12 protein-coding genes are annotated in these 12,579 nt (G+C 64.3%); 4 read left to right on the top strand and 8 right to left on the bottom strand.

Annotated elements, in window-relative coordinates:
- Positions 1-3: 3 nt before the first annotated feature.
- The 8 genes from anfG to M9H71_RS16435 all read right to left on the bottom strand — a co-directional run bounded on the left by anfG (position 4) and on the right by M9H71_RS16435 (position 8,596).
- Positions 4-444 (bottom strand): Fe-only nitrogenase subunit delta, encoded by a 441-nt coding sequence (gene anfG, locus M9H71_RS16470; RefSeq protein WP_455406039.1) that lies wholly within the window; start codon positions 442-444, stop codon positions 4-6.
- Positions 445-456: 12 nt separating this feature from the next.
- Positions 457-2,025 (bottom strand): nitrogenase iron-iron protein, alpha chain, encoded by a 1,569-nt coding sequence (gene anfD / locus M9H71_RS16465; RefSeq protein WP_455406038.1) that lies wholly within the window; start codon positions 2,023-2,025, stop codon positions 457-459.
- A 49-nt stretch (positions 2,026-2,074) separates the two neighbouring features.
- Complete coding sequence (gene nifH / locus M9H71_RS16460) at positions 2,075-2,902, bottom strand: nitrogenase iron protein (RefSeq protein ID WP_455406037.1); 828 nt, start codon at positions 2,900-2,902, stop codon at positions 2,075-2,077.
- A 527-nt stretch (positions 2,903-3,429) separates the two neighbouring features.
- A complete protein-coding gene (locus M9H71_RS16455; protein WP_455406036.1) occupies positions 3,430-5,115 on the bottom strand; it encodes a sigma-54 interaction domain-containing protein in 1,686 nt (561 codons plus the stop codon).
- Positions 5,116-5,118: 3 nt separating this feature from the next.
- Complete coding sequence (locus tag M9H71_RS16450; RefSeq protein WP_455406035.1) at positions 5,119-5,640, bottom strand: hypothetical protein; 522 nt, start codon at positions 5,638-5,640, stop codon at positions 5,119-5,121.
- 174 nt (positions 5,641-5,814) lie between these two features.
- Positions 5,815-6,645 carry an amino acid kinase family protein gene (locus M9H71_RS16445; protein ID WP_455406034.1) on the bottom strand — a complete coding sequence of 277 codons (831 nt, stop codon included), beginning with the start codon at positions 6,643-6,645 and terminating at the stop codon, positions 5,815-5,817.
- A 9-nt stretch (positions 6,646-6,654) separates the two neighbouring features.
- Complete coding sequence (locus M9H71_RS16440; protein ID WP_455406033.1) at positions 6,655-7,467, bottom strand: amino acid kinase family protein; 813 nt, start codon at positions 7,465-7,467, stop codon at positions 6,655-6,657.
- A gap of 313 nt (positions 7,468-7,780) precedes the next feature.
- Positions 7,781-8,596 (bottom strand): GntR family transcriptional regulator, encoded by an 816-nt coding sequence (locus M9H71_RS16435; RefSeq protein ID WP_455406032.1) that lies wholly within the window; start codon positions 8,594-8,596, stop codon positions 7,781-7,783.
- A gap of 93 nt (positions 8,597-8,689) precedes the next feature.
- Here M9H71_RS16435 and M9H71_RS16430 point away from each other — a divergent pair, with 93 nt between their 5' ends.
- From M9H71_RS16430 to M9H71_RS16415, 4 genes are read left to right on the top strand one after another with little or no spacing between them, the layout of a single operon-like run.
- Positions 8,690-8,914: a hypothetical protein gene (locus M9H71_RS16430; RefSeq protein ID WP_455406031.1), complete on the top strand. Its 225-nt coding sequence runs from the start codon at positions 8,690-8,692 to the stop codon at positions 8,912-8,914.
- Between the two features lie 9 nt (positions 8,915-8,923).
- The gene (locus tag M9H71_RS16425) at positions 8,924-9,964 is read left to right on the top strand and encodes an ABC transporter ATP-binding protein (RefSeq protein WP_455406030.1); all 1,041 of its coding nucleotides are present in this window, start codon (positions 8,924-8,926) and stop codon (positions 9,962-9,964) included.
- Positions 9,961-11,010, top strand: coding sequence for an ABC transporter ATP-binding protein (locus tag M9H71_RS16420; protein WP_455406029.1), 1,050 nt, complete (start codon positions 9,961-9,963; stop codon positions 11,008-11,010). The genes M9H71_RS16425 and M9H71_RS16420 overlap by 4 nt, the downstream gene beginning before the upstream one ends.
- Positions 11,001-12,554: an ABC transporter substrate-binding protein gene (locus tag M9H71_RS16415; protein ID WP_455406028.1), complete on the top strand. Its 1,554-nt coding sequence runs from the start codon at positions 11,001-11,003 to the stop codon at positions 12,552-12,554. Before M9H71_RS16420 ends, M9H71_RS16415 begins: the two co-directional genes overlap by 10 nt.
- Positions 12,555-12,579 lie beyond the last annotated feature (25 nt).

Below are 12,579 nucleotides of genomic sequence, written 5' to 3'. Positions count from 1 at the left end.
CAATCAATAGTGCTTGTCGGTGAGCTCTTCGTTGAGCGAGCCGGTGACGGTGAGATAGTCGATACGGGCGTGCAGCTCTTTCATCAGCGCCTTGATGTCCTCTTTGGACATCTCGGCGAGCCACGGACAGGTGGCCTGATAGGCGCGCTGCAGTGTCACCGAATCGACCCAGTAGCAGCGGTCTTCCGGCGTCTCCGGCGTGAACGGCTCGCCAGCGAGCAGTTTGGCGGCGATGCCGAGGATGCCCTCGTTCTGCCGCTTGCGGTCCCAGGCCCGCGAGTGGAATTGCCAGAGGCAGTTCTTCATGATCCAGTCGACCATCTGGTCGACCCGGGCCTTGGTGACGTTGTCGAGCGCCTCATAGGCGGCGAGCGAGGCAGCCGCCGCGGCGGCGTCGGCCGGGAACGGATGCTCCGAGGTGACTTTGTAGGTGATCTTGGTCATGGGGCTCTCGTCTCACTCGGCCGCTTCGGCTTTGACGATCGGTGTGAAGTAGGGCGGGTTCTTCTTGCGCAGGTCGGCGATGATGTCGTCCTTGCCGGTGTAGCGCCGCAGGCTCTCCGACTTGGCGATCTCCTCCGGCAGGTGCGCGTCGGACAGCATCCGCTGCGTGACGAAGCCGCGGTCGGTCGGGATCTCGTCCTTCGAGATGTCGAGGCCCGAGAGCTGATGCATCGGCGAGTAGATGCCGTTGTAGATGTCGCGGGCGAACCGCACCCAGCCTTCGAAGCCCTTGTACGGGCCATTGTGATAGGCGTGGGCGTTGAGGTAGGGAACGCGCACCTTCTTGGCGACTTCGCCGGGGCGCTTGCCGGTGAAGATTATGTCCGGCTGCAGCTTCTCCAGCGCCTCGAGGCCTTCGAGCTCGTTGGGGTCGTCGATCGCCAGCGCATCCTCGCCGCAGCGCGCGATGCCCTTCTCCATGTCGCCCTGGTGGCCGAACTTGGTGTAGACCGAGACGACCTTGACGCCCATCTCCTCTTCGATGACGTGGGCCCAGTGCCACAGCTTGGAGCCGCCCGGCCACAGGCAGACCTTCTTGCCCTTGAGCCGTTCTTTGTACCAGTCGAGCTCGGGCTTCCAGCGCGCGGTCTCTTCGGCGATGATCGCTTCGGCGCGATCTTCGATGCCGAAGAACATGCCGATCTTGCGCAGCGACTGCGACAGTGGTTCGAAGCCGAAGCCGTCGATGTCGAGCCGCGGAATGCCGTAGCGCACGCGCAGCTCGTTGCAGATGTATTCGGCCGAGCGGGCGCATTCGAGCACGTTGAGATGCGCGCGGTGCATCGCCCGCAGCCCGTCGTAAGTGCCGTTGCCGGTGAAGGTCGACAGCACCTGGATGCCCATCCGGGTGAAATAGTCGAGCATCACCTCCTGGTCGCCCTGGATGTTGTATTCGCCGACATAGTTGATGACGTAGTACGAGGTGATCTCGGGCTCGACGTTGCCGACCTTGTCGTTGATCCAGGCGATGTTGATCTTGTGGTGGCCGCCGGACTGGCTGGGGCCGCCGAAGCCGGGCGAATTGCAGGTGAAGATGTCGACGTCCGGCATCTCCTCCATCACCTCGGCGGCGACCGCGTTGATGTCGTCGCCGATCAGTGCGGTAGCGCAAGTCTGGTAGATCGTCATCCGCTTGATGTCGGGGCAGGCCTTGAACGCCTCGATGATGTTCTGCTTCAAGAGGCCCTCGGCGCCGAACACGATGTGCTTTTCGCGAACGTCGGTGGCGAAGGTGTATTTGAGCTGGAAGTTGTTGTTGTCGGAAATGTAGCGCTTGGTCTGCCAGGTGTCGTAGGTGCAGCCGACGGGGCCGTGACTCATGTGAATCACGTCTTTCATCGGCGTGCCGATCACGTGCTTGGCGCCGCAATAGGCGCAGCCGCGCTCGGAGATCGATCCCGGGATGGTGTTGAGATAGCCGAGCGGAAGCGCGGTAGCGAGATTGTCGCCGGTGCCCTTGGTGACGGCGTGCTTCTTACGTTCGGGGAGACATTTCGAACAGTCGAACTCGTGATATGGCATCTTGTTGTCCTCGTGCGGGAAGTACGCCGTCAGGCGCGGGGTGCGCAGGTCAGTCCATCAGGCCGTATTTCACGACCATCTTTTCGAGTTCATCCATCGTCAGCGGCTTCGGAATCACGAAGTCCTTGTTGTCGATGATCGCGGCGCCGAGCTGCTTGTATTCGAGCGCTTGGTCGGCGGCGGGATCGAACTCGGTGACGGTCTTCTTGTTGAACTCGGCCTTCTGCACGATGTTGTCGCGCGGCACGAAGTGGATCATCTTGGTGCCGATCGCCGCGGTGAACTCCTCGAGGAATTCGCGCTCGCCGTCGACCTTGCGGCTGTTGCAGATGATGCCGCCGAGCCGCACGCCGCTCTGCTTGGCGTATTTGACGAGGCCCTTGCAGATGTTGTTGGCGGCGTAGATCGCCATCATCTCGCCGGAGGCGACGACGTAGACTTCCTGCGCCTTGCCGTCGCGGATCGGCATCGCGAAGCCGCCGCACACCACGTCGCCGAGCACGTCGAAGAAGATGAAGTCGAGATCGTCGGTGTAGGCCTGGTTGGCCTCCATCAGGTCGATCGCGGTGATGACGCCGCGGCCGGCGCAGCCGACGCCCGGCTCGGGGCCGCCGGATTCGACGCAGCGGATGTCCTTGAAGCCGCTCTTCACCACGTTCTCGAGCGTCACCTTCTCGGCGCCGAGGGTGCGCAGCGTGTCCATCACGGTGTCCTGCGGCTTGCCGCCGAGGATCAGGCGGGTGGAGTCCGCCTTGGGATCGCAGCCGTGAATGAAGATGTTCTTGTCGTGATAGAACGCGAGCGCTGCCGCCGTGTTCTGAGTGGTCGTCGATTTTCCGATGCCACCCTTGCCGTAGATCGCCACCTTGCGCGTCATCTGCTGAAACTCCTGCGATGAGTTGATCAGGACGATGAGTTGTCCATCGCCTCGCTATCGTTAAGAGCAACGGGCGTGCCAACGTGCGCGCACGCCTTGGCGCAAAATCGGAAGTACGCGAAAGGGAAAAAAGCCAAATGCGGGCTGCGGGCGACGGATGCTAAGCGTTCGCAGGCATCCGAGATGATGCGATGACGAAGTTCGGCGAGGGAGCTCCGAAAACGCCCGTGGATTGGTCACTGTGTTCGGCGGCGACGACGACCCGGAAAGGGCTGCGGAGGCGGCGCCTCAACTCTCCATCGCGAGTCGGCAATCGAAATGTTCGTCTGACGTAAATTCTGGAAGAGGCGTGACGCGAGCCGTAACTTCCGGCCGGTTTGCGCCGGGCTCGGGGAAATTCACGTCTGGCGTAAATTTCGGTGCGGAGAGTTACCGGGCGGTCGATTGCGCGGACGCTCTGCACCAACGCAAAACGGCGGCCCGTGAGAGCCGCCGTTGGAAATGTCGATGCACAAGACGAGAAGGCGTCAGTTCCGCGGCCGGAGCCCAGCGGTGCGGAACGTCTTGTAGGTCAGGCCGTGGCGGTCCATCCGAAGGCCGAGCATCCGCCGCGTCAGACCGAGCGCGGTGGCGGCCTGGCCGACATTGCCGTTCGATGCCTTCAGCGCCTCGACGATCATTTCGTATTCGACCGCCGTGACACGGTCTTCCAGCGTGCCGCTGAAGCCTGTGCCTGTCTCGGTCGGCGTCTGCAGCGATGGCGGCAGATCGTAACCGTGGATCACGCCTTCGTCGGCCAGGATTACCGAACGTTCGATCACGTTCTCCAACTCGCGGACGTTGCCGGGCCAGTGATAGCTCATCAGCATGTTGATCGCCGGCGTCGAGATCCGCTTGATCGGCTTGCCGATCTCGGCCGAATAGGTGGTGACGAAATGGTCGGCGAGGGTGATCACATCGGAGCCGCGATCACGCAGCGGCGGGATCGTGATCGGGAACACATTGAGCCGATAGAACAGATCTTCGCGGAAAGTCCCCTCGGCGACCATCTCGGCGAGGTTGCGGTTGGTGGCGGCGATGATCCGAACGTCGACCTTCACCGGCTTGGCGCCGCCGACCCGCTCGAACGTGCGTTCCTGCAGCACGCGGAGCAACTTGGCCTGAGTCGGCAGGCTGAGCTCGCCGACTTCGTCGAGAAAGATCGTGCCGCCGGAGGCCTGTTCGAAATAGCCCTTGTGGGTGGCGACCGCGCTGGTGAAGGCACCGCGTTCGTGGCCGAACAGTTCGCTTTCCGCGAGCGCTTCCGGCAGCGCCGCGCAGTTCGCCTTGATGAAGGGGCCGTCGGCGACCGGGCTGTTGTAGTGCAGGGCGCTCGCGACCAGCTCCTTGCCGACGCCGCTTTCGCCGAGCAGCAGCACGGTAGCCTTGGTCGAGGCGACCTTGTGCACCATGGCGTAGACGTCCTGCATCGGCTTCGAATTGCCGATGATATTGGCCGGTCGAAAACGCTGTTTCAGCTCGCTTTTCAGCCGGCGGTTTTCGGCCTCGAGCCGCACCTTGTCGACATTCTCGATCAGATAGAGTTCGACCGCCGGCGCGATCAGTGAGGCGACCATGGCGAGCAGCTCGGCGTCCTGCTTCAGCAGGCGCTGATTCATATAGACGCGCTCGGCGCAGATGGTGCCGAGGACCTTTTGGGCGAGCACGATCGGCACGCAGAAGAACGCCAGCTTGTCCTGCTTGCGGCCCTTGTTGTGGGCGCGGGTGCGATCGAGGAAATCCGGGTTGTCGATCACCCGCGGGATGATGATCGGCTTGCCGGTCTCGACCACCTTGCCGGTGATGCCCTCGCCGGGTGCGTAGATGCCTCGGCCACGTTCTTCCTCGGTCAGTCCGAAGCTGTCGTGGATGAAGATCGCGTCGGAGTGGCGGTCGTACAGCATCATCACGCCGCGCTGCATCCGCATCTGCTGGCGCATGCCGTCGAGAATGATCGACACCAGCGTGGCGAGGTCGGCGTTCTGTGTCAGCACCTGATTGATGCGAAACAGGATCTGCAGCACGTTGACCCGGCATTCGCCGGTAAAGCAGTGGGTGAATTCGTCGACGAATCCTTCCGGTTCGCCGCCGAGGTCCAGCGGTGCGAGGCGTTTGGGGGGCTCGGGCGCGATGGGGGCAGCAGGAGCTCGGCGGGATTTTTGGGCCATCGGCATCGCTCACTCCACCGGCAGGATTGTCAGCGTGATCGTTGAGGTGCTGATGCCGCTGAGTTGCAGCAGCAACTCGCCGCTGGACAGCTCGTAGCGCACCAGCTTGCGGATCCCATCGCAAGTCGGGGCACCGCTGAAGCCGGTCGGCTTCAAAACATGGTCGCTCTCAACGGCATCGACCCAACCGGCCGCGGACAGCGCCACCGTGTAGTTGCCGGCAGTGCCGACCTGCTTAACTCGGAAAAAGCCGGCGAAGCGCTCCGGCGCGGAGCTACGTCCGGGCTGCTTTGGCAGAGCGGCTTCCACGGCCGGCTTCAAGGACAGGACGATCGCCCCGCTCGGCAGTGCGTCCAACGTCTGACCCGAGTGAAGTTGCGTCCGATCGGGCGCGGAGAAGCTCGCGCGCTCCCGATCGATCGGCCATTTGAAGGCGGCGCAGCCGCTCGGCTCCGCGGCCACAGCCGTGATGGTAGAAAGTCCGAGAAGGATCAGAATGATCGCGGCCTTCCGGGCGCGTGCGATCGACATCATACAGACTCCAACCGTCGACTCGCAGAACATGCGGTCGAGTTGCAGATGGTTGGAACCCTCGTTCCTGATGACGGCGGGCGCTTACGGCGCGGCACCGTCATCAGGATAGCAAAAGCGACGCGAGATGGAAGCGCGCTGCATCAAAAGCTGCGCGCCTCCGTGTCGCAAGCGTCAGGCCGGCTGCGCGCCGGTCTTGATCACGGTGCCGACGTGCTGGCCGCGCAGCGCCGCAGTGAGCTTGCCGGGCTTCAGGCCGTTGACGACCTGCACCCGCTCGATGTGGCGGGCATTCGCCATCACGTCGAACAGCGCGCGGTCGAGTGGCAGCGTGCCGTCGTGCTTGGCCAGATCGGCATAGCTGGTCTCGGCGATCAGCTCGGCATTGTCGCCGCCGGGGCCGTTCGGATCGGCGCTGTACACGCCATCGACGTCCTCGACGATGGTGAGCCCGGCGGCCCCGAGTGCGTCCGCGAGCAGGAAGGCGCCGACGTCGCAGCGATGCGGCGGCAGCCGCGCGCCTGGGAATTCGTGATTGTGATAGGGCGGGAAGGCGCTCGCAACCACCGCGCGGGTTGCGGCGAGGTGGATCGCGAGCTGGTTCGCCACCGTCGGCTTCTCGACGTCGGACACGCCCTCGGGCGCCAGCAACGTAGCCAGGATGTGACCGTTCTGGCCGGCTTCGCTGGCGGCGAGCGGTGCGAGCGAGCCGACCGGCAGGCCGAGATCGAGCGCGACGCTGTAAAGATGCCGCGCGCGGACGCCGGCGCCGGTCAGGATCAGCAGACGATGCTCTGGCAGCAGCGACCGCAGTTCGTCGACGATCGGCAGGATCGCCTCCGCGCCGCGATCCATGATCGAACGACCGCCGATCTTCACGACCTGCAGCCAGGGCAGAATGCGGATCGGCTTTTTGCCGGCGACCGGGCGGGTGAGGTTGTTGTCGAGCAGCGTCTGGCGCGCGAGCGGCGAGGCGACGTGCTTGATGTGGTTGGTATCAGCCATGGTCGATCCTCAGTTCGCGGTGATGATGGTGCCGACGTGCTCGCCGGCGAGCGCGCGCGTCAGATTGCCCGGCACCAGGCCGTTGATGACCTGGACCTGGCGTACATGGCGCGATGACTTCAGCAGGTCGAGTACCGGGAATTCGAGGATCGAATCGTGCAGGCCCTTGGCCTTCATTTCGTCGACTGAGATCTTCGGGATGAAGGTCGCGTTCTTGTCGGTCTTGGGATTGCCCGTGTAGAGGCCGTTTTCGTCCTTCACATAGATCATCGCCTTGCAGCCGAACTGCTCAGCCATCAGATAGCAGCCGGCATCGGTGCGGTACGGTGGGATCACACCGTCGGCGGAGGAGCGCATCCACAGCCCGTAGGGCGGCATGCCCGAGAACACCACTGCGTTGACTTCCTTCAGGTACAGCGGCACCGCCGACAGCCCGGCGTCGCCAACCGATGAGATGCCGTACTTGGCGAGGAGTTGACCAAGCATCTCGGCGTTCTGGCTAGCGACCGAAGCTCCTAACTGCGACAGCACGCCGGCCGGAAGGTTCAACCCCGCCGCGATCGAGTACAGATGTCGCGCACGGGTGCCGGCGCCGGTGCCGATCAGCAGCTTGTGGTCCTTGCGCGCCGAAACGATCTCCTCGACCAGCGGATAGACGGCGGCGCGACCGCGATCGATCATGCTCTGGCCGCCGATCTTGATCACTGTGGCGTCCGGCAGGATGCGGTAATCTGCGGCGGCTTCGGTGGCAGCCAACAGCTCGGGATCGGACATCGATCGCTGCATCAGCAGCGCTTCGAGCTCCGCAGGGGAATGGGCCATGAAAGTTTCCTTATGAATACAAACGGCAATGCCGGACGCCGACATCGTCCGGAACGGCTTCTCTCAGAGGTCTTCGGGGAGGCATCGCCTCGGCCGTCGTGGCAGCAGCGGCCGCCACGCTCGCATCGGCGTAACGGAGGTTCCGCAAGGGAACGGCTGAAACCCTGCCGCGAAATGGCTATTCCGTCAATTGGGAATACGAACTATTTGTGAGTAAATTCAATGCGTTATGTAGCTGTCGGTGATGACGCCTGCCTCGAGTACCGCCGCGTGTCGTGCTGACGATGAAATCGCCGCTTGCCGAGGGATACCGTCAGGGTTGGGCCGATGGACGGCTTGGCGCGCGCGCCTTCGGCGGCGTTGTCACGGCGCTGTCCGCGGGCGCAATCCCGCTGAAGTCGATCGCTTCGCCGCGCATCCGTGACAGAGTCGCAAGCGCCCGATCGCGGTCGCCTTCGAGCAGTTCGCGGTAGTGCGTCTCGGCTGCATTCGGGCGGCGCTGCCGGATCGCGCGGAGCGTCGCGGTCATCAGGTCGGCGCTGTGTCGGCGGATCTTGCGGGTCTGGTAATCGAGCGGTGATTTCCAGATCGTGGTCCACACCGTCTGGTTGGCAAGGTCGGCGAGCAGCTCGACCAGCAGCTCGTTTCCGGAGCCGCGCGCGATGGTTCTGACCGCGCGGGTCGTGGTGCGCGCGAAGCTGATCGGATCGTCGATCTCGACGCCCGCGTTCAGTTCGTCGCAGCGCCGCGCCAGCGTCTCGACGAAGCTCTCGATCGGCGATGTCGCCATCGTGCGTACCGCGAGCATCGACAGCGCGGTGCGGACGTTGAACAGATCGGCGACCGACTTCAGCGACAGCGGTTTGACGTAGGCGCCGCGCCGCGGGTTGAGTTCGACCAGGCGGCGCCGTTCGAGAATGCGGATCGCTTCGCGGATCGGGCCGCGGCTGACGCCGAAGTCGCGCGCCAGGTCGAGTTCGACGAGACGCTCGCCGGCCTTGCGTCGTCCGGAGACGATATCTGCGCCGAGCTCTTCGGCGATCTGATCGGGCAGCGTGCGCAAAGAGAAACGGCCCGCCGGCATGGTTTCATCGTCGGTCACCGGCCTGCGATAGTTGGTCGCTGCCATGATGTCTCCTCGGCTTTCCAGCGGCGGCACGCGTTGCACTGCCTTTCGTAGCGCGACAGTCGATTGTTGACAATCGACAACCGGTGCCCTTTGATGGCGATGCCGTCGCCGGACGGAAATCGGCGCGAAGCCGAAACGGCGACGGTCCCGCGCGTTCAAGATGCGGATCAAGGGAGGTCGATGGCGATGACGTTCGCGCAGATGCGAAACCGCACCCGGAATGCCGGGCTCGAGGCGCGGGCGCCATTCGCCGTATCGCAAGAAGCTTCCGAAATCGAACTGATCGCGGCTGTCGTCGCCTGCGCCGTCGTGAGCTGACGCGCGGTGATGTCGGTTGCTCAAACCATCGACCAGCAGCGCGCGTCCGTTCCGGACGGGGCCGCATCGCCGCTTCTTGCGGTGCGCGATCTGTCGCTGTCGTTCGCCACCGCGAGCGGTTCGCTGCCGATCACACGCAACGTTGGCTTCTCGATCGCGCCCGGCGAACGTGTCGGGCTGGTCGGCGAGAGCGGCTGCGGCAAGACGGTCACGGGTCTGTCGCTGCTGCGATTGTTGCCGGCGCACAACGCCCAGGTGCGCGGCGCGATCATGTTCGACGGTGTCGATCTGTTGAAGCTGTCGCCGCGGCGGATGCGAGCGGTGCGCGGCCGCGACATCGCGATGATCTTCCAGGAGCCGATGAGCGCGCTCGATCCGGTGTTCACCGTCGGCGATCAGATCAGCGAAGCCTATCGGGTACACTTTCCGGTGAGCCGGGCCGAGGGCCGTGACCGAGCGATCGAGGCGCTGCGCGAGGTCGGCATTCCGGCGCCGGAGCGGCGCTGTGACGAATATCCGCATCAACTCTCCGGCGGCATGCGGCAGCGCGTGATGATCGCGATGGCGCTGATCTGCAAGCCGAAGCTGCTGATCGCCGACGAGCCGACCACGGCGCTCGACGTCACTGTGCAGGCGCAGATCACCGATCTGTTGCGGTCGCTGAGCGAGCGCACCGGCACCGCGTTGATCTTCATCACTCACGATCTCGGCGTCGTCGCCGAGACCTGCACCCGGATGATCACGATGTATGCCGGCGAAGTCGTCGAAGATGCGCCGGTCGACGACGTGCTGACGCGGCCGCGCCATCCTTATACCTCCGGCTTGTTGCGTTCGTTGCCAGGGCTCAGCGCCCGACGCGGTGTGCTGTCGTCGATCCCCGGCCGGGTGCCGTCGCCGAATGCGATGCCGGCCGGCTGCCGCTTTCGCGCGCGCTGCGCCCATGCGGCGGTCGGCTGCGAGCGCGAGCAGGCGATGGTCGAGGTCGATGCCGGCCATGCCGCACGTTGCTGGCGCGCGACCGAGTTGGCTTTGCGGGGAGCGGTGAATTGACTCATCCAGCCCCTTCCGATCCGAGCGAGATCATCGCGGTGCGCGATCTGCGCATCCTGTTTCCCACTCGTGACGGCCACGACACCGTCAAAGCCGTTGACGGCATGGACTTCGAGGTTCGCACCGGCGAGACCTTCGGCATCATCGGCGAATCCGGGTCGGGTAAAACCACGCTCGGCCGCGCCCTGGTGTCGCTGTTGAGGCCCACCGAAGGGCAGATCCTGCATCAGGGAGTCGATCCCGCCGCGCTCGGCGCCAAAGCGTTCCGCAAGCATCGCCGCGACTACCAGATCGTGTTTCAGGATCCCAACGCTGCGCTCAACCCGCGGATGACCATCATCGACAGCGTGATCGAGCCGCTGGAGATCGTCGGCGAGGGCGATGCGGCGTCGCGCCGCCGCCGCGGCATCGCGGCGCTGGAGCGGGTCGGCCTATCGCCGGAAGCCGCCGATCGCTATCCGCATCAGCTCTCCGGCGGACAGAAGCAGCGCGTCAACATCGCGCGGGTGCTGACGCTGCGTCCCAAAGTGATCGTCTGCGACGAGGTGGTAGCGGCGCTCGACGTCTCGATCCGCGGCGACGTGCTCAACCTGTTCGCCGATCTGCAGCGCGAGTTCGGCCTGACTTACGTGTTCATCACCCACGACATCTCGGTGGTGTCGCACATCTCGGATCGGATCGCCGTCACCTATCTCGGCAAGCTGATGGAGCTCGGCCCGGCCGAAGACGTGATCGAGCATCCGCTGCATCCGTATACGCGCGCGCTGCTGTCGGCCGAGCCGATCCCGCTGCCGTCGCATTTGCGGGTCGATCGCCGCATCATTCTCGAAGGCGAGATTCCGAGCCCAGTGGCGCCGCCGTCCGGTTGCCGGTTTCGCACCCGCTGCCCCTCGGTGCAGGAGCGCTGCGCCGCCGAAGTGCCGGCGTGGCGCGAGGTCAGGCCGGGACACCGTGTTGCCTGTCATTTCGCGACCGCCGACGGTCCGCCGCCCGATCAACGACAATCAGAAAAGACAACAATCATGGGAGGACCAACATGCGTGTGATCGATCTGGGAAACCGCACTTTACGCCGTCGCGATGTTCTGGCGCTGTTCGGCGGCGCTGCCGCGGCTGGCGTGATCGGGTTGCCGCGCGAAGTGCTGGCCGCCAAGACCGGCGGCATTCTCAAGGTTGCTGCGCCCGCCAATCCGTCGTCGCTCGATCCAGCGACCGGTGGCGCCGGCTCCGATCACAGCATCCTGTGGACGATGTACGACACGCTCGTCGAATGGGACTACGACACGTTGAAGCCGAAGCCCGGCATGGCGAAGTGGTCGTATCCCGATCCCACGACCATGGTGCTGGACATCTCCGAGGGCATCAAGTTCCACGACGGCACGCCGCTCGACGCCGAGGCAGTCAAGTTCAACCTCGATCGCAATCGCTCCGACCAGCGCTCCAACGTCAAGTCCGATCTGCTGACGATCGAATCTGTCGACGTTACCGGCCCGCTTCAGGTGACGTTGAAGCTGAAAAATCCCGACACCTCGCTGCCGGCGATCCTGTCGGATCGCGCCGGCATGATGGTGTCTCCGACCAACATCAAGGCGCTCGGCAACGAGACCGATCGCAAGCCGGTCGGGGCCGGCCCGTGGAAGTTCGTGCGCTGGAACGACAACGAGATCATCGTCGTCGCCCGTAACGAGAGCTACTGGCGCAAGGGGCGGCCGTTCCTCGACGGCATCGAGTTCAACATCATCCCCGAAAACGCCACCGCGCTGCGCTCGGTCGTCGCCGGCCAGAACGACATGACGTTCCAATTGCCGGCGCGGCTGAAGCCGGTGATCGAGCGCGCCAAGGACCTCAAGATGGTCTCGTCGCCGACGCTGTACTGCATTCAGGTGTATTTCAACTATGCGCGCGCACCGCTCGACAACGTCAAGGTCAGGCAGGCGATCAACTTCGCGCTCGATCGCGAAGCCTTCGTCAAGGCGGCGCTGAGCGGCCTTGGCGAACCGGCCCGGATGACGTTGCCGAGCACCCACTGGGCCTACGCCAAGGACGTCGCCGGCACCTATCCGCACGATCCGGAGAAGGCGAAGAAGCTGCTCGCCGAAGCCGGCTACAAGGACGGGCTGGAAATGACCATCGGCGGCTACACCGATCAGGACTCGGTTCGGCGCGGTGAAATCATCCAGGACCAGCTCGGCAAAGTCGGCATCAGGCTGAAGTTCACCCGCGGCACCATCGCCGAGATCAGCGCGCAGTTCTTTGCCCAGGAGAAGAAGTTCGATCTGTTGGTGTCGGCCTGGACCGGTCGGCCCGATCCGAGCATGACCTACGCGCTCGGCTTCGACAAAGGCGCCTACTACAACGCCGGCCGCACCGCCGATCCGGAGCTGTCGAAGCTGATCCAGGAGAGCCGCGCCAGTCAGGATCTCGCCGAGCGCGCTGCGGTGTTCGCCAAGATCCAGCGCATCACCGTGGGACAGGCGCTGTCGGCTCCGCTGGCGTTCCAGTACGAGCTCGATGCGCTGTCGGCGAAGGTGAAGGACTTCCAGCCGAACCTGCTCGGCAAGCCGAAGTTCGAGAACATCTCGCTCGCCTGATCGCCCGGCGCCGCGATCGATCGCG

The sequence above is a fragment of the Rhodopseudomonas parapalustris genome (assembly GCF_053772255.1).
The sequence above is the reverse complement of the archived record's forward strand: the minus strand, read 5'-3'. Positions and strand labels throughout refer to the sequence as shown.